Annotated in this window: 15 protein-coding genes and 2 pseudogenes; 9 read left to right on the forward strand and 8 right to left on the reverse strand. The window is 31.7% G+C overall.

Annotated features, from left to right (window positions below; genetic code table 11):
• Window positions 1-217: 217 nt before the first annotated feature.
• Together UXY25_RS01855 and UXY25_RS01860 are read right to left on the reverse strand one after the other, a co-directional pair.
• Window positions 218-1,396, reverse strand: coding sequence for an iron-containing alcohol dehydrogenase (locus UXY25_RS01855; RefSeq protein WP_320814301.1), 1,179 nt, complete (start codon window positions 1,394-1,396; stop codon window positions 218-220).
• A gap of 3 nt (window positions 1,397-1,399) precedes the next feature.
• Window positions 1,400-2,182 carry a type 1 glutamine amidotransferase domain-containing protein gene (locus UXY25_RS01860; protein ID WP_320814302.1) on the reverse strand — a complete coding sequence of 261 codons (783 nt, stop codon included), beginning with the start codon at window positions 2,180-2,182 and terminating at the stop codon, window positions 1,400-1,402.
• Between the two features lie 87 nt (window positions 2,183-2,269).
• Between UXY25_RS01860 and UXY25_RS01865 the strand changes: the two genes are divergently transcribed.
• Window positions 2,270-3,169 (forward strand): LysR family transcriptional regulator, encoded by a 900-nt coding sequence (locus UXY25_RS01865; protein ID WP_320814303.1) that lies wholly within the window; start codon window positions 2,270-2,272, stop codon window positions 3,167-3,169.
• Between the two features lies 1 nt (window position 3,170).
• On the opposite strand, the gene nadD is transcribed toward UXY25_RS01865, so the two are convergent.
• From nadD to UXY25_RS01890, 5 genes are read right to left on the reverse strand one after another with little or no spacing between them, the layout of a single operon-like run.
• Window positions 3,171-3,752, reverse strand: a complete 582-nt coding sequence (gene nadD, locus UXY25_RS01870; RefSeq protein ID WP_320814304.1) for a nicotinate (nicotinamide) nucleotide adenylyltransferase — start codon at window positions 3,750-3,752, stop codon at window positions 3,171-3,173.
• 11 nt (window positions 3,753-3,763) lie between these two features.
• Entirely contained in the window at window positions 3,764-4,351 is a 588-nt protein-coding gene (gene gmk, locus UXY25_RS01875) for a guanylate kinase (protein ID WP_320814305.1), read from the reverse strand.
• A 44-nt stretch (window positions 4,352-4,395) separates the two neighbouring features.
• Window positions 4,396-5,256, reverse strand: a complete 861-nt coding sequence (locus UXY25_RS01880) for a YicC/YloC family endoribonuclease (protein WP_320814306.1) — start codon at window positions 5,254-5,256, stop codon at window positions 4,396-4,398.
• Between the two features lie 57 nt (window positions 5,257-5,313).
• Window positions 5,314-6,207: a DMT family transporter gene (locus UXY25_RS01885; RefSeq protein WP_320814307.1), complete on the reverse strand. Its 894-nt coding sequence runs from the start codon at window positions 6,205-6,207 to the stop codon at window positions 5,314-5,316.
• On the reverse strand, window positions 6,200-6,556 hold the full coding sequence (locus UXY25_RS01890) for an arsenate reductase family protein (protein WP_320814308.1): 357 nt from the start codon (window positions 6,554-6,556) through the stop codon (window positions 6,200-6,202). Before UXY25_RS01890 ends, UXY25_RS01885 begins: the two co-directional genes overlap by 8 nt.
• Window positions 6,557-6,705: 149 nt before the next feature.
• Here UXY25_RS01890 and UXY25_RS01895 point away from each other — a divergent pair, with 149 nt between their 5' ends.
• A complete protein-coding gene (locus UXY25_RS01895; RefSeq protein ID WP_320814309.1) occupies window positions 6,706-7,854 on the forward strand; it encodes a cystathionine gamma-synthase in 1,149 nt (382 codons plus the stop codon).
• 71 nt (window positions 7,855-7,925) lie between these two features.
• Here UXY25_RS01895 and UXY25_RS01900 read toward each other — a convergent pair whose 3' ends face one another.
• Window positions 7,926-8,705, reverse strand: a complete 780-nt coding sequence (locus UXY25_RS01900) for a THC0290_0291 family protein (RefSeq protein ID WP_320814310.1) — start codon at window positions 8,703-8,705, stop codon at window positions 7,926-7,928.
• Between the two features lie 203 nt (window positions 8,706-8,908).
• Here UXY25_RS01900 and gdhA point away from each other — a divergent pair, with 203 nt between their 5' ends.
• The 7 genes and pseudogenes from gdhA to UXY25_RS01935 all read left to right on the forward strand — a co-directional run bounded on the left by gdhA (window position 8,909) and on the right by UXY25_RS01935 (window position 18,394).
• Entirely contained in the window at window positions 8,909-10,252 is a 1,344-nt protein-coding gene (gene gdhA / locus UXY25_RS01905; protein ID WP_320814311.1) for an NADP-specific glutamate dehydrogenase, read from the forward strand.
• Window positions 10,253-10,365: 113 nt separating this feature from the next.
• A complete protein-coding gene (locus tag UXY25_RS01910) occupies window positions 10,366-12,654 on the forward strand; it encodes a two-component regulator propeller domain-containing protein (RefSeq protein WP_320814312.1) in 2,289 nt (762 codons plus the stop codon).
• Window positions 12,654-13,367 carry a DNA repair protein RecO gene (gene recO, locus UXY25_RS01915; RefSeq protein WP_320814313.1) on the forward strand — a complete coding sequence of 238 codons (714 nt, stop codon included), beginning with the start codon at window positions 12,654-12,656 and terminating at the stop codon, window positions 13,365-13,367. Before UXY25_RS01910 ends, recO begins: the two co-directional genes overlap by 1 nt.
• 132 nt (window positions 13,368-13,499) lie before the next feature.
• Window positions 13,500-15,383: pseudogene (gene ileS / locus UXY25_RS01920) on the forward strand (isoleucine--tRNA ligase); the annotation flags it as partial.
• Window positions 15,377-17,461, forward strand: a pseudogene (locus UXY25_RS01925) (class I tRNA ligase family protein); the annotation flags it as partial. The pseudogenes ileS and UXY25_RS01925, both read left to right, overlap by 7 nt.
• 4 nt (window positions 17,462-17,465) lie before the next feature.
• Window positions 17,466-17,843 (forward strand): TraR/DksA family transcriptional regulator, encoded by a 378-nt coding sequence (locus UXY25_RS01930; protein ID WP_320814314.1) that lies wholly within the window; start codon window positions 17,466-17,468, stop codon window positions 17,841-17,843.
• Between the two features lie 47 nt (window positions 17,844-17,890).
• Window positions 17,891-18,394 carry a TraR/DksA family transcriptional regulator gene (locus UXY25_RS01935; RefSeq protein WP_320814315.1) on the forward strand — a complete coding sequence of 168 codons (504 nt, stop codon included), beginning with the start codon at window positions 17,891-17,893 and terminating at the stop codon, window positions 18,392-18,394.
• Window positions 18,395-18,475 lie beyond the last annotated feature (81 nt).

Here is an 18,475-nt window from a genome sequence, read left to right on the forward strand (position 1 = left end):
AGGTAAAGAATTAGTTTCAATTTTAAAAAATGATTGAAAGCTAACTACTTAAAAGTGTTAAATTTTATAATCCAAACAATTTAATTTTTATTAGGACGTTATTGTATTAATTGTTTCAACTTCTTTTTAAATAATGTAGGTTATTATTTAAAGTTATAAAAAAAGCGTTTAAAAAATATTTTTTTAAACGCTTTTTTGTTGAAATTAATGGGTTGAATTAATAACTCATTTCTACAATTTCTCTTACTTTTTCTGGTGTAATATTTTGTTTTTCACCTAAAGCTTTCCAGCCTCTTTCTTCAAAACGATTCACGATAAAGTCAGCCGTCTTAGCAAAATCATCAGTGTTTTCAGATAGTTTTGTTTTCATTCCCATTGTGTGGAAGAATTCAACTGTTTTCTCAATTGCTTTTTCTGCAATTTCTTCTGTTGAACCTTCTTGAATATTCCAAACACGTTTTCCATATTGTGCTAATTTTTCTTTCTTCGTTTCAAACACCACTCTATACAAGTTTGGACCAATGATTGCTAATGTTCTAGCGTGATCAATTTCGTACATAGCAGTTAATTCGTGCCCAATCATATGTGTTGCCCAATCTGAAGGAACACCTTTGCTTAAAAGCCCATTTAAAGCCATTGTAGCGCACCAAACGAAATTAGAAGCCAATTTATAGTCTGTTGGGTTTTCCACTACGCTAGGTCCAATTTCTACTAAAGTCTGTAAAATGCTTTCTGCAATTCTATCTTGTAAAATAGCATCGTGCTTATAAGTCAAATACTGCTCCATTGTGTGTGTAAATGCATCCACAACACCATTTTGCAATTGTCTTTTTGGTAAAGATGTAATTACAGTTGGGTCAACAATAGAGAATTTAGGAAATAAAGCACTTCCACCTAAAGTTAATTTTTCTTGTGTAGCAGCAATAGTAACAACTGCACCTGAATTCATTTCTGAACCTGTTGCTGGTAAAGTTAATACTGTTCCAAAAGGAATAACGTTTGCGCCTTCTTTGAAAAGAATTCTATTTCTTAAAATTTCAGCGGCATCTCCTTCATAATTTACTGCTGCAGAAATAAATTTCACTCCATCAATAACACTTCCACCACCAACAGCTAAAACAAACCCGATTTTTTGTTCACGGATAATTTCAACCGCTTTCATCAACGTTTCATAACGTGGATTTGGTTCAATTCCGCCAAATTCAACAATATTATTTTCTTCAAATTGCGTTGCTAATGCAGTTTTCACTTGGTCGTAAACTCCATTTTTAAAAATACTTCCACCGCCATAAGCGATTAGAATTTTTGTGTTTGAAGGAACCAAGTCTTTTAATTGTTCAATTTGTCCTTTTCCAAAGACATAATTTACGGGGTTGTATAATTCGAAATTGTTCATTTTTTATTTTTTTAATTGTACTAATAGTTTTTGCGCTACTAATTTAGAAGAAGCTGGGTTTTGACCTGTAATCAATAAGCCATCTTCAACAGCATAAGGCGCCCAGTTTTCTCCTTTGCTATAGATTGCTCCATTTGCTTTTAATGCATCTTCTAGTAAAAACGGAACTACTTTAGTTAAACCAACAGCAGCTTCCTCATCGTTTGTGAAACCTGTTACTTTTTTACCTTTAACTAAATATTCTCCGTTCACTTTTACATCTTTTAAAACTGCTGGTGCATGACATACAAATGCAATAGGTTTGTTGTTTGTGTAAAAAGATTCGATTAAAGATATAGAATTTTTATCAGATACTAAATCCCATAATGGTCCGTGTCCACCTGGATAAAATACTGCATCATAATCTGCTTGATCTATGTTCGCTAATTTAACTGTGTTTGCTAATTTTTCTTGTAAAGCTGAATCACCGTCAAATCTCTTTGTGTCATCAGTTGCTGAACTTGGTTCAGAACTCTTAGGGTCAATTGGTGGTTGTCCACCTAATGGAGAAGCTATAGTTACTTCAATTCCTTGGTCAATTAATTCATAATATGGAGCGGCAAACTCTTCAATCCAAAATCCTGTTTTTTCTCCTGTATTTCCTAGTTTATCATGACTGGTTAAAACAAATAATACTTTTTTCATAGTTTCCGTTTTTACGGGTTCAATAACTGTTTCTGTTTCTTGTATTTTTTCTTTACAACTTAAGAAAGTTGCCATAATGGTAAATAATGCTATTTTCTTCATGATCTTTTTATTTTTTACAAATTTACGACTTAAATGATATTAGTAAAAATAATTTAAATTATGTTTGTCATAAATAAATTTATAACAATGGTAAATTTAGAATGGTATAGAACGTTTAAATCTGTTTATAAAAACGGCAATTTTTCACTTGCAGCAAAAGAATTATTCATAAGCCAACCAGCTGTTAGTCAGCAAATAGCTATGTTAGAAGCACATGTAGGTTATAAATTGTTTAATAGAAAATCTAAAGGTGTAGAACCAACAGAATACGCTAAGTTACTGAATAATCTAATTATAGAAGCTTTAGATAGATTAGAAAGTGTAGAAAATGGTTTTCGCGAGAAAGCATTTAACGCTAATAAGTTGGTTTCTGTTGGAATTTCAAAACATTTATTTGCAAGCATTGGAACAAAACTAATTTCAAAGTTTGATTTTATAGATTTTACTTACGGTGAAAGCGAGGAACTATTTAGTCTAGTAAATGACAAAAAGATAGATTTTGCAATTGTAACCAATAAATTTGAAACTTTTGATACAGTTCAAAAAGAACTAGGAGAAATCAAACAAATAGTTGTTGCGAGTAATGATTTAGATTTAAAAACAGTTAAGAAAGAAATTAAAAATCAAAACTACAATACTATTGAAACTTGGTTAAACCAGCAAAAATGGTATAATTTCGACGCTAGAATTCCGCATGTAAAACTATTTTGGTTGCATGTTTTTGATAAAAAAAGACCTTCAATGGTTTCTAATTATATTATTCCTTCTGAAACGGAAATGTTAGCTACTTTGGCTGAAAACTCTGGAGTTTCTATCGTTTGGGATATTAATGCCAAAAAATATTTAAGAGACAATAAAATTCAATTGGTTTGGAATAGTTCAAAAATGCCTTCAACAGCAGTTTATTTATTGGCTCGAAAAAATGACACAATAAATTCTATTTTAGAGGAAGTAATAGGAGATCTTAAATCTTTTATCTCGGAATAAATCATTTCTTATAAAACAAGTTATGCTCTACATATTCCCAAACTTTATTAGGAAGCATTGGCGCAACATTTTTGTCGTTTTTAATGCTTTCGCGAATAAAAGTAGATGACAATTCAATAACCGGAGCGCCAACTCTATGAATTTTAGGATGATTTACAAATTGTTCGTCTAATTCACCCGAATTCAGTCTAGGATAGACATAAATATTATGGTTATTTAAAATTACTTCGTAGTTTTTCCATTTGTGAAGCGAATTCAAATTGTCTTCTCCCATAATTAAAGAAAATTTATATTTCGGAAATTTCTCTTGTAAATGCGCTAACGTGTTTACAGTGTAATTAGGTTGGGTTAACTTAAATTCAATATCAGAAGGTTGAATTTTCGGGAAGTTTTCTGTGGCCAAATGCACCATTTCTAAACGATGGTAATCATCTAAAAGGGTGTTTTTCTTTTTGTGCGGATTATGAGGCGTTACAACCATCCAAATTTGATCTAAATCAGAATGCTCCGCCATATGATTGGCAATAATTAAATGGCCAATATGAATAGGGTTAAATGTTCCAAAATACAATCCGATTTTCATAAATTTAGTAATTACTTCTTAGCAACAAATTCTTTTACTAGTTGATATGCTTCTTCTTTAGCTGTATCTAAATCGTAGTTTTTAATAATTTTATCAAATTGTGGAGCTGTTGCTAACTCAACTGAAGCCTTTGCGATACGCATATTAATTTTGTCTTCACTTTCTGTAGAACGTAATTTTAACCTTCTTTTCAACTCATCCACACTTGGTGGTTTTACAAAAACCGCTAAAGTTTCTTCAGGAAATTTACTTTTGATTCGTAATCCACCAGCAACATCAATATCAAAAATAACATGTTTCCCTAATGCCCAAATTCGTTCTACTTCGTTTTGTAAAGTTCCATAGAAATTATCCGTATAAACCTCTTCCCATTCTACAAAATCTTCCGCTTTAATGTGTTTTTTGAATTCTTCCCACGAAATAAAATAGTAATCTGTACCATGAATTTCTTCTCCTCTAGGCTCGCGAGTTGTACAAGAAATAGAAAACTCTAAGTTTAAATCTTCTTTTCCTAATAAGTATCTTACTATGGTTGTTTTTCCTGAACCAGATGGTGCAGAGAATACTAATAATTTTCCTTTTGTTGTTGCTGAATTCATTTCAGTATAGTTGTGTTGTTGCCTAATCTTTTTATCTATGTTTTTTACAAAACATTTAAAACTTGTTCTTTAATTTTTTCTAATTCGTCCTTCATCATCACCACTAATTTTTGCATCTCTGCATGATTAGATTTAGAACCCATCGTATTGATTTCTCTACCCATTTCTTGTGTAATGAAGCCTAGTTTTCTGCCCAAACCACCTTCATTATTCATGGTTTCTATGAAATAATCTAAATGATTGGTAAGACGCACTTTTTCTTCAGTGATGTCTAATTTCTCCAAATAATAAATTAATTCTTGCTCAAATCTATTTTCATCAACAGTAACTTTCAATTCTTCAATAGCTGTAAAAAGACGGTCTTTTATGTTTTGTACTCTTTCTGGATCTAAAACCAAAGCTTGCTCCATGTAAGAACGAATATTTCCAATGCGTAATTGAAATTCTTTTTCAAGAGAAGCACCTTCGTCAGTTCTAAAATCGTCAATTTTGGTTAAAGCTTCATTAATAACTTTTTGAATATGACTCCACTCTTCTTTGTCTAATTCTTCTCTCTCCGTTTTTAATGCATCTGGCATTCTTACAGCCATTTTCATTAATTCAGTTGCATCAGCATTAGGAATAACTTCTTTCATTTGATTAATATACCCTTTTACAATAGGTACATTAATTTTAGCTGAAGTTTCTTCGCCAGTAACTTCAATATATAATGAAAAATCAATTTTACCGCGTTCTAGCTTTTGAGCAATAGTATTACGAATTTGTAATTCCATTTCTCTATAAATAGAAGGAGTTCTTACATTCAGGTCTAAACCTTTACTGTTTAATGATTTTAGCTCTACGGTAATTTTTTTATTTGGTAATTGTAAGAAGGCTTTACCAAAACCTGTCATTGATTGTATCATATATTAACTTAAAATAGAGTTCAAAGATAAGAAAAAGTGTTCAGTGTTCAGTTTTTACTACTCAGTAATCTTTTTTGATTTATGAGTAACTAAATATACGCCTGTAAAAATTAAAACAGCCGAGAATATTTTAATTAAATTCAATTCGTCCTTGCCTAAACTAATTGCAAATGTTGCTGCAAAAAGTGGTTGTAAGTAAATGAAAACTGACAACGTTGTTGGTTTAAGATGTTTCATCGCCATTAGGTTTATCAAATAAGCTAAAAAGGTTGTAAACAAAACTACAAAGCCTATTTTATAATAAATATCTGTTGGAATGCTTTCCCAATTAATGCTACAGAATTCAGAAAAACCAAAAGGTAAAACATAAAGTAATCCAAAAGTATAAATCCACTTTATAAAAGTAAATGCATGATATTTGGTGATTAATTTTTTAATAAGAATTAAATAAATAGCATATGAAAAGGCATTTATAAATACTAGGAAATTCCCCCATCCTGCATTAGTGCTGTCGCCAATAGATTTTCCGTATAGAATTAAAATAGCAGTTCCAGTTAGTCCAATAATTATTCCTATTACTTTTTTAACCTCAATTCTTTCCTTAATGATGATGGCCGAAAGTATTAAAACAATAATTGGCGCTGTAACCATTATTACTGAAGCACTAATAGGAGAAGTATAGCTTAAACCTTTAAAAAAAGTAAGTTGGTTTAACGCAACACCAAAAAAAGCAGCAGCCATTATTCGTGGAAAATCTTTCTTTTCTATTTTTTCTTTAGGTCCAAAAAAAGTAAGCATCCAAAATAAGAAAGTTCCTCCAATAGCTCGAATAAGAATAAATCCGTAGGGTTGAACATGAGTTGGCATTACATCTTTAGCTACAGTAAAAGTAGATCCGTAAATCATTGCAACAAATGTTGCTCCTATAATGGCTAATGTTCTTTTAGACATTTCCTAAAGTCTTCATTAGTTTTAAAATATTGGGTTGTGAATTTCCAATAAATATTTCATTTTTAATTATGAAAACTGGTCGACTTAAAAAGGTATAATGTTCTAAAATGTATTTTTTAAAATCGGCTTCGGTTAGGTTTTTATCTTTAAGGCCAAGTGATTTGTATAGTTGTGCTTTCTTGCTAAACAAAGCTTCATAACTTCCAGAAAGAGCGTACATTTTTGCAAGTGAATCTTCATTAATTGGATTTTCTCTTATATCTTGAAAATCTAATTCAATGCCTTTGGGTAACGTTTTAATTATTTTTCGGCAAGTATCACAAGAAGGTAAATAATATATAGTGTCCATTCTTTTTTTTACAAAAGTAATAATTTGAAACGAATATTGCTTTTTCTTATCTTCGTTAGAAAATAAATGAATATGAAAACTATTTTTAGAATAAATAAAAGCTATTTTTTTTAGGAGCATAAATAAAAATTCACATAAAATAATAAATTATGAAATTCAATACTAAAACGATACATGGTGGTCAACATCATGAAAAAGTAACAGGTTCAGTAATGCCACCTATTTTCCAAACTTCAACTTTCGCACAGACTAGCCCAGGGAAGCCTATAGGCGACTATAAATACAGTAGAGTGGGAAACCCAACAAGAGCTACTTTAGAAGAAGCTTTAGCGAGTATAGAAAACGGCACACGTGCATTGGCTTTTTCTTCTGGTTTGGCAGCTACAGATTCAGTGATGAAGATATTAAAATCAGGCGATGAGGTTATTGCTATGGACGATTTATACGGTGGGATTTATAGAATGTTTACTGAAGTTTATCAAAATTTTGGAATTAAATTTCATTTTGTAGACATGACTGATTTGGTAAAATTAGAATCATTAATCAACAAAAACACAAAATTAGTTTGGGTAGAAACACCAACAAATCCATTAATGAAAATAGCAGATATTGCTGAAGTTGCTAAAATAACTAAAAAATACAAGCTGCTTTTTGCAGTAGATAACACATTTGCAACACCTTATCTACAAAAACCTTTAGATTTAGGGGCAGATATTGTAATGCATTCTGCTACTAAATATTTAGGAGGGCATTCAGATGTTATCGCAGGCGCTTTAATTGTGAAAGATAAAGAATTAGGGGAAAAATTACATTTTGCTCAATTTGCAACTGGTGGAACTTTAGGGCCCATGGATAGTTATTTGATTTTAAGAGGAATTAAAACATTGCATTTACGTGTACAACGTCATTCTGAAAACGGAGCAACAGTTGCTAACTTTTTAGATAAGCATCCTTTGGTAAAAAGAGTATATTATCCAGGTTTAGAAAGTCACCCACATTATGAAATAGCAAACAAGCAAATGCATGGCGGTTATGGTGGAATGGTAACATTTACTTTTAACTCTGGCAAAATGGAAGATGCTGTTAAGTTTTTAGAAAAAGTTAAAATTTTTACTTTAGCTGAATCTTTAGGCGGAGTTGAGTCATTAGCAAATCATCCGGCAACAATGACGCACGCTTCGGTTCCAGCTGAAAAAAGAGCTGAAATAGGCATTACAGACGATTTAGTTCGTTTAAGCGTTGGTATAGAGGATATCGACGATTTATTACAAGATTTACAACAAGCTTTAGAAAAGTAATTGATTTATGAATACCCCATAAAAAAAGCCTTGAATATTCAAGGCTTTTTTTATGTAAAATATTTTATTTCTTAATCTAAGTAATAAATATATCCGAAATGAAACCATAAGTTCCAATCATTAGCTTTATTTTCAACATACAACTCCGGATCTTTTTTTAATCCATCAACCCAGTCAGAAAAATAATATTGCCATCTTAGTTCTACAAATAAGTCAGATAATTCAGTTAATTTGTAACGAGTACCAATACTTGAAACTACTGACCAAGTGGTACCTCCTTCTGATGAAAAGCCATCTGGTAAATATCTTGGATATGTTGTAGATGGAATTCCTAATGGTCCTAACTCAGAATAAGTATTATTTTGAAAAAAGTTGTAGTGAGCGCCTAAAGCAATAAAAGGAGCAAATGCACCATCTGTAGCTGTAAACTCTCTAATACTCAATGGGAAATACTCCAATTGCATACCTATGTCAGTAACTTTAGCCTCACCTTTCATAGCAGCTAATTTATAACCTTCAGGAGTGTCTTTTTCTGCCCATTTACCAAAATGCTCTAATTTTGTGCTGTTATACGATAATTCAGAACGCAATTTAAAGTGGTCATTGAAATATGTTTCGGGTGTATAACAGTTACACTCTGCTCTATATGCAAAATTCATGTAATGGACTAATCCAATTCCATAACCTGTATTTCCAGCATTTGTTCCAAAATCATGACGTACTCCAAAGTCAGATTGAAACGCAACACCACCTGCAAATGCACCTATTTCGTGTGAAAAACCAAATTGAGCATTCGAAAATAATGGTGTCAATAATAGTAAAAAAACGAAGTGTTTAATTTTTTTAGTCATTACTAAAAGTTTTCGATTGTCGGACAAATATATAAAAACTAAGTTCACATAAAAAAAAAATATTAAAATTCTTGTTTAAAATTTCTTAATTTTTGCTTTTTCACTCTTTTTTTTATAAAATGTTTACGAGTATTTTATAAAAATGTATATTTGTTCCTTGAAAATTAAGTCTAAACTTAATAGTAAATAAAAACAACAATATCATGAAAGAAAGTGTATCATCTTTTATTGAAGCAGTAGCTAAAAGAAACCCTAACGAGCCTGAATTTATGCAGGCAGTTAAAGAAGTAGCTGAAACAGTTATTCCTTTTATTGAAGAAAATAAAAAATACCAAAACAAAATGCTTTTGGAAAGAATGGTTGAGTCTGAGCGTATAATTATGTTTAGAGTAGTTTGGCAAGATGATGCTGGGAACACTCAAGTAAACAGAGGTTACCGTATTCAAATGAACTCTGCTATTGGACCATATAAAGGAGGAATACGTTTCCATCCTTCAGTAAATTTAAGTATTTTGAAGTTTTTAGCATTTGAGCAAACTTTTAAAAACAGTTTAACTACATTACCAATGGGTGGTGGAAAAGGTGGAGCTGATTTTGATCCAAAAGGGAAGTCTGAAAACGAAATAATGCGTTTTTGTCAAGCATTCATGACAGAATTATCTAAGCATATTGGTGCAAATACTGATGTTCCTGCAGGAGATATTGGTGTAGGTGGTAGAGAAGTAGGCTTTATGTTTGGTCAATATAAAAGATTAAGAAACGAATTTACAGGTGTTTTAACTGGTAAAGGAATTTCTTTTGGAGGATCATTAATTCGTCCTGAAGCAACTGGATACGGAGATGTTTATTTTGCACAAAGTATGTTGGCAACTAAAGGACAAAGTTTTTCTGGAAAAACTGTAGTCGTTTCTGGTTCTGGAAATGTTGCTCAATATGCTGCTGAAAAAGCAATTGAACTAGGAGGTAAAGTTGTTACTTTCTCAGATTCTGCAGGTTATATTTATGATGAAGCAGGTATTGATGCTGAAAAATTAGCTTACGTAATGGAAATTAAAAACGTAAACTATGGAAGAATAAGTGATTATATTACTAAGTATCCAAATGCTAAATATGTTGCAGGAAAACGTCCTTGGGAAGTTAAATGCGATATTGCTTTACCTTGTGCTACTCAAAATGAGTTAAACGAAGATGAGGCTAAGATGTTAGTTGCTAACGGATGTATTTGTGTAGCTGAAGGAGCAAATATGCCTTCAACTCCAGAAGCTGTTGAGGTTTTCCAACATGCAAAAATATTATTCGCTCCAGGAAAAGCATCTAATGCAGGTGGAGTTGCAACTTCAGGTTTAGAAATGTCTCAAAATTCATTGCGTTTAAGTTGGACTAGTGAAGAGGTTGATCAAAAATTAAAAGCTATTATGTCTGATATTCATGAAGCTTGTGTGAAATATGGTAAAGATTCTACTGGTTATATTGACTATGTAAAAGGCGCTAATATTGCAGGATTTGTAAAAGTTGCTGATGCTATGCTTGGACAAGGTGTAGTTTAGTTTATATATAAATTACTTAAAAAGGCTTTCGTTATTCGAAAGCCTTTTTTATTTTTTCATATACCAAATTCATATTTATACGTTTATAGTATATTTGTATAAAGTTGAAGAATATGAAACTCAAAATATTACTTTTTTTAATTATATATAATCAAATCGTTTTTTCGCAACAAAATCAGTTGTGGAAGAGCTATTATTCATATAATGAAATAGTTGATGTAGAAGCAGGTTTGAACACTGTTTTTGCTGCGACAACTAATAGTATATTTTATAAGGAATTAAGTTTAAATGATTTAAACATTTACAACTCTATTAATGGATTTAAACCAGAGTCTGTAACAGCAATACATCATTCTGATGCATTTAATAAAACAATAGCAGGAAGCAGTAATGGATTATTGTTGATTGTTAATGGAGACGGAAGCGTTACTACTAAAGTCGATATTATCGAGGAAGTTCCAGTCGCTCCAAACATTAAGAAAATTAATGACTTATACGAGTATAACGGAAAACTGTATATTTCATCTGATTACGGAGTTTCTGTGTTGAACCTTTCAAACTTAGAATTTGAGTCAACTTATTTTATAGGCCCAGCAGGAGAAGAAGTCCAAGTGCTTCAAACTACTGTTTTAAATAATGAAATTTATGCGGTTACAAGGTTTAATGGAATTAGAAAAGCAAACTTAAACAATCCTTTTATATATGATTTTTCCCAATGGCAATCTTTTGATGCTGGTTTTTGGGCTGGTATAATTACATTCAACGATGAAATAGTTGCAATGAATACAAATTCTAGGACATACAGATATTCTGGAGGATCATTTATAGAAATTTTAAATCAAGCTCAGAATGGTTTAAAACTTAAAACAAATTCAAGTGAAATAATCGTAACAACTAGAAATAATATATATGTTGTTGACAATATTTATTCATTAGCAGCACATATAACTAATATTCCTTCTTACACAGTTAACTTTACTGCAGCAACTGTTGTAGGAGATCAAATTTTTATTGGAACCGAAAGTAAGGGGCTGTTTTCGACATCCCTATCTAATCCTTCGGTTTTTGAAAACATGAGTCCAAACGGACCTGTTCGTAATTACATTTTCAGAGTAAAGAAAGCACAAAATTATCTTTGGGCAGTTTACGGAGATTACACAAGACTTTATAATCCATATCCATTAGATAGTTTTGGAATAAGTAAGTATTCAGACGATTCTGGCTGGGAACTAATTCCTTATGATGATTTGTTTCAGGCTAAATCCATTTCTGATTTAGTTGTAAATCCTAACAACAATAATGAAGTTTATGCAAGTTCGTATTTTTCAGGGTTGTTAAAAATAAACGACGACGGTATAAATTTATACAATAATACAAATACGGGCCCAAACGGGCTCGAATCATTACTTTTGTCGCCTCCAAATCCAAGTTATGTTGATATTCGTATAAATAGTCCCGCTTTTGATAAAGATGGGAATCTATGGGTAACAAATGCATTTGTAGCGAAGTCATTAAAGGTGTTAAGAACAAATGGGCAATGGCAGTCATATGACATGAGTTCTGTTTTACCAACTGTAAATATAGGAAGGTATGCCCCAATGGCAATTGATAAAAATAGAACAAAATGGGTTCCAACTATTAATGATGGACTACTGGTTTTCAATGATACTTTTAGTAATAAAATTGCAGCTATTAATGTTGAAAATGGAAATTTGCCAGACAATGATGTTAGGTGTGTTGCTATTGATAATAGAAATCAATTGTGGATTGGAACTTTTAAAGGACTTAGAATATTGTCTAGTGTAGATAGATTTGTTTCTGATACCGAGTTTACCACAACTCCAATTATAATTCAAGAAGGGGATTTGGCGCAAGAATTGTTTTATCAGCAAACTATTCTAGACATAGCTGTAGACGGAGCTAATAATAAATGGGTTTCAATTGCAGATGGAGGCGTTTTCTTAGTTTCTTCAAACGGGCAAGAAACTTTATATCAATTTACAAAATCAAATTCTCCTTTACCAAGTAACAATGTCAATGACATAGAAATTGATGGAGTATCAGGTGAAGTTTATTTTGCTACAGATATGGGAATGGTTTCCTTTTTAGGAACTTCAACAAAACCGAGTGATAACTTAGCAAATGTTTTCGTCTATCCAAATCCAGTGCGGCCTAATTACACAGGTACAATTAAAATAGCAGGCCTTACCGATAAAGCAAATATAAAAATTACCGATATTGAAGGAAATCTAGTTCATGAAACTACTTCTTCAGGCGGAACAATAGAATGGGATCAAACGGCTTTTGGCAGTCATAGAGTTGCTTCTGGAGTTTATATGATTTTTATAGCTTCTCAAGACGGATTAGATACAACGGTTAAAAAAGTGATGGTGATTCGATAATGCAAATTAAAACTAAAGCCATTGTAATCTCCACGGTAAAATTTCAAGAGAAAAGTCTTATTGTTAAGTGCTTCACACAAAGTAATGGGATAAAAAGTTATTTCGTAAACAATGCTTTTACAGGAAAAAACAACAAACAAAAAATAGCATTTTTCCAGCCTTTAATGCAGCTCGAAATTGAAGCTACAAATAAAAATAAAGGAACTTTAGAACGCTTTAAAGACATTAAAATAGCAATTCCTTATCAAACTATAAGTTACGATATTTACAAAACCACAATTGTTTTATTTTTATCAGAATTTTTAAACCACGCCATAAAAGAAGAAGAAGCTAATGAGGCTCTTTTCGAATATTTAGAAGCCGCTTTGTTATGGTTAGACAATCATAATGAAATTTCAAACTTTCATTTAATTGTTTTAATTCAAATTACTAAATACTTAGGTTTTTACCCCGAAAACCCTTCAGAAAGTATTGATTATTTTGATCAGTTAGAGGGTGTTTTTAATAACGCACCTTCGTCAAGTAGTTTGTCAGTTGATGAAACAAATTTGCTAAAAAAACTTTTGGTGCTAAAATTAGATAATATTGAAAATTCTTTTTCAGCCAATCAAAGACAAATTCTTTTAAAAATCATAATCAACTATTTCACCTTAAATGTTGAGGGATTTAAAACACCAAAATCAGTAGAAGTTTTTAAAGAAGTTTTTTCATAAAACCGTAAAAAAAACAACTTCACAATTCATAATTGACTAAAAGTCTTGTTTGTCAGTTCTTTTTTAAGTTAACTTTTCTCTCTTTTATTCAAAATTCCTTACTTTCGCAAATTCAATTTAGATTAGGATAAAATGAGTACGAAATTCACTGAATACAAAGGACTTAATTTGCCAACTGTGGCATCTGAAGTACTTGATTTTTGGAAAAAACAAAACATATTTGAACAAAGTGTAACTTCTCGTGAAGGGGCAGCACCTTTTGTGTTTTTTGAAGGTCCACCTTCTGCAAACGGATTGCCTGGAATTCACCACGTAATGGCGCGCGCTATTAAAGATATTTTTTGTCGTTATAAAACTCAAAAAGGTTTTCAAGTTAAAAGAAAAGCGGGTTGGGATACTCATGGCTTGCCTGTTGAATTAGGTACCGAAAAAGAATTAGGTATTACTAAAGAAGATATTGGTACAAAAATATCTGTTGCAGAGTATAACGAAGCGTGTAAGAAAACCGTAATGCGTTATACTGATGTTTGGAACGATCTAACTGAAAAAATGGGTTATTGGGTAGATATGGAAGATCCATATGTTACGTATAAATCCAAATACATGGAAACAGTTTGGTGGTTGTTAAAAGAAATCTATAAAAAAGATTTAATTTACAAAGGATATACAATCCAACCCTATTCTCCAAAAGCAGGAACAGGTTTGTCTTCGCATGAAGTAAACCAACCTGGTTCTTATAGAGATGTTACCGATACAACTATTGTAGCACAATTTAAAGCTATCGAAAGAACATTGCCGAGCTTTTTTCAAGGTTTTGGAACAGTACATTTCATGGCTTGGACAACTACGCCTTGGACGTTGCCATCAAATACAGCATTAACTGTTGGGCCAAAAATCGATTATGTTTTAGTAAAAACATTCAATCAATATACTTTTGAACCTATCAATGTTGTTTTAGCTAAGAATTTAGTTGGAAAACAATTTGGAAAAGGATTTTTCGCAATTGAAGAAATTGTGGATTTCGCAAATTATAAAGCAGGAGATAAAAAAATTCCATACCAAATTGTAGCCGAAGGAAAAGGAGCTGATTTAGTAGGAGTTCGTTACGAGCAATTAATGCCTTTAGCTTTGCCAAATGATAATCCGGAAAATGCTTTCAGAATAATTTCAGGAGATTTCGTTACAACTGAAGACGGAACAGGAATAGTTCATACAGCACCAACTTTTGGAGCAGATGATGCTAAAGTGGCTAAAGAAGCTACGCCAGAAGTTCCGCCAATGTTAGTTAAAGATGCTAATGATAATTTAGTGCCTTTAGTTGATTTACAAGGAAGGTTCATTCAAGGCTTGGGGGATTATTCAGGTAAATACGTTAAAAACGAATATTACAACGACGGTGAAGCTCCAGAACGTTCTGCCGATGTAGAAATAGCTATTCAATTAAAAGAAGAGAATAAGGCCTTTAAGGTGGAGAAATACGTGCACAGTTATCCACATTGTTGGAGAACCGATAAACCTATTTTATATTACCCATTAGATTCTTGGTTTGTTAAAGTTACCGAGGTTAAAGATCGTATGTTCGACTTAAACGAAACCATTAACTGGAAGCCAAAATCTACTGGTGAAGGACGTTTTGGAAATTGGTTAAAGAATGCTAACGACTGGAATTTATCTCGTTCTCGTTATTGGGGAATTCCATTGCCAATTTGGAGAACAGAAGACGGAACTGAAGAAACGTTTATAGGTTCTGTAGAAGAATTATATAATGAAATTGAAAAATCAGTTGCTGCTGGTATACAAAAAGAAAATCCGTTTAAAGGATTTGAAATTGGAAACATGAGTGAATCAAATTATGATTTGGTTGATTTACATAAAAATATTGTGGATGAAATTGTTTTGGTTTCTCCATCTGGTTTACCAATGCAACGTGAAAGCGATTTAATTGATGTTTGGTTCGATTCTGGTTCTATGCCATATGCGCAATGGCATTATCCGTTTGAAAATAAACAGAAAATAAGGCGTTTAAAGTAGAAAAATACAAGCACAGTTACCCAAATTGTTGGCGAACAGACAAGCCCATTTTATACTACCCGTTAGATTCTTGGTTTATAAAAGTAACCGATGTTAAAGACAGAATGCACCAGTTAAACAAAACCATTAACTGGAAACCAGCATCTACAGGAACTGGTCGTTTTGGAAACTGGTTGGCAAATGCAAACGATTGGAATTTATCTCGTTCTCGTTATTGGGGAATTCCGTTACCAATCTGGAGAACAGAAGATGGTAAAGAAGAAATCTGGATTGGTTCTGTTGAAGAATTAAAAGCAGAAATGCAAAAATCAGTAGCTATGGGATTCATCCCATTGGACATTTTTGAAGATTTTGAAGTTGGAAATATGTCTGACGAGAATTACGAAAAAATAGATTTACATAAAAATATTGTAGATGAAATTGTGTTAGTTTCATCAACAGGACAAAAAATGTTTCGCGAAAGCGATTTAATAGATGTTTGGTTCGATTCTGGTGCGATGCCGTATGCACAGTGGCATTATCCTTTTCAAAATAAGGAATTAGTAGATACTACCTGGAGAAAGGCAGATTTTATAGCCGAAGGTGTAGACCAAACACGTGGTTGGTTTTATACCTTACATGCCATTGCCACTATTATTTTTGATGATGTTGCCTATAAAAACGTAGTTTCTAACGGATTGGTGCTAGATAAAAACGGACAAAAAATGTCTAAACGTCTAGGCAATGCCACAGATCCGTTTACAACTTTAGCAACCTATGGTGCAGATGCAACACGTTGGTACATGATTGCAAATGCCAATCCTTGGGACAATTTAAAATTTAATTTAGAAGGAATAGAAGAGGTAAAACGCAAGTTTTTTGGCACACTGTACAACACCTATTCATTTTTCACTCTATATACAAATATTGATGGTTTTTCGTATAGCGAAAAAGATATTGCGCTAGAAAACAGACCAGAAATAGACCGATGGATTTTATCAGAATTACATACGCTAATTCAAAAAGTTGATAATTTCTATTCAGAATATGAACCCACAAGAGCTGAAAGAGCAATCTCCGATTTTACGCAAGATTATGTAAGTAACTGGTATGTGCGTTTAAGTAGAAGACGTTTTTGGAAAGGAGACTATCAAACAGATAAAATTTCTGCCTACCAAACATTGTATACCTGTATGGTTACTATTGCAAAATTAGGCGCGCCTATTGCGCCATTTTTTATGGATAAATTGTATTTAGACCTAAATGCAGTTACTAAAAAAGAGCATTTTGAAAGTATTCATTTAGCAGATTTTCCTGTTTTTGATGAACGCTTTTTAGACAAATCTTTAGAGCGCAAAATGGAAAACGCACAAACAATCTCTTCGTTAGTATTGTCTTTAAGAGCTAAAGAAAAAATAAAAGTACGTCAGCCGTTGCAAAAAATTATGATTCCTGTTGATAATCAACAACAAAAAGAAGAAATTTTAGCAGTTGCAGATTTAATAAAACACGAAGTAAATATTAAAGAAGTTCAGATTTTAGAGGATGCATCAGATATTTTAATCAAACAAATTAAGCCTAATTTTAAAGTATTAGGGCCAAAATTTGGAAAAGAGATGCGATTGATTGCCAATGAGGTACAAAAATTTACACAAGAAGATATTAACAAAATTGAAAAAGATAAAAACATTTTTATAGAAGTTAACGGAAAAAATATTACTTTAGAACTTGAAGATGTAGCAATATCATCTAAAGATATAGAAGGTTGGTTGGTTGCAAATGAAGCAGGTTTAACAGTTGCTTTAGATGTTAGCATAACCGAAGATTTACGCAAAGAAGGCGTTGCCAGAGAATTGGTAAATAGAATTCAGAATGCACGTAAAGACAGCGGTTTAGAAGTAACAGATAAAATAAAATTAACAGTTTTAAATTTTGAAAACCTTCAAAAATCAATTATTGAGAATAAAGAATATATTATGACAGAAACATTAACTGAAGAATTATTTTTTGTAGATATTTTAGAAAAAGGAATATACTTTGAGTTTGACTCGATAAAAAGTAGATTATTATTAAAAAAAATGTGAAACTATGAAAGAAGTAAAAGTAAAATATTCGGAAGAAGATTTACAAGAATTTAAAGAAATTATTACTAAAAAAATAACAAGGGCAGGAGAAGATTTAGTCTTGTTGCAAGCTGCGTATAAAAACGATGCAGATAATGGCACAAATGATACATCGCCCTCTTTTAAATCTTTTGATGAAGGCTCTGAAGTAATGAACAAAGAAGCAAATGTACAACTAGCCATACGGCAAGAAAAATTTATTAGAGATTTAAGAAATGCGCTAATGCGTATAGAAAATAAAACCTATGGAGTTTGTAGAGTTACTGGTAAATTAATACAAAAAGAACGTTTAAAATTAGTGCCGCATGCAACGTTAAGTATCGAAGCAAAGAGGAAGCAGTAATTTATAAACACAAAATATATAAAGCTTCTTTTAAAGAAGCTTTTTTTATGAAAAAAATAGTTTTAATATCGTTTTTACTTTTTTCTATGGTCAGTTTTTCACAGAAAAAAGTGATTCAAAAATTTGAAACCCAATTAGAAGAAATAGAAATTTCTACGGTTGGATTGGATGATTTTGTACTAGAAAATTCCGAGTCAGAATTTATAGAGATTTATTTATATGCAGAAAATTTAAATGTTCAGCACATTGTTTTTAACGAAACAAAAAGTAGCGCCAAAATTTCATTTAAAATAGCACAATTCTTAAAAAAAGAAATAGAAATACATAAGCCAATAACAGAAAGGTTAAAAAGAGCAAATGTACAACTAGCCATACGGCAAGAAAAATTTATTAGAGATCTTAAAAATGCGCTAATGCGTATAGAAAATAAAACCTATGGAGTTTGTAGAGTTACTGGTAAATTAATACAAAAAGAACGTTTAAAATTAGTGCCGCATGCAACATTAAGTATCGAGGCAAAACGCAAACAATATAAAAAAGTATATCTTTGAAAAAAAATTTCATTTTTTTAAATTTAAAAACCCTATATATAATGAAAAAAAAACTACTAATTATCTTATTTTTAATTGGAT

It is taken from the genome of Flavobacterium sp. (assembly GCF_034111225.1).
In the GTDB taxonomy this organism is placed as follows: Bacteria; Bacteroidota; Bacteroidia; order Flavobacteriales; family Flavobacteriaceae; genus Flavobacterium.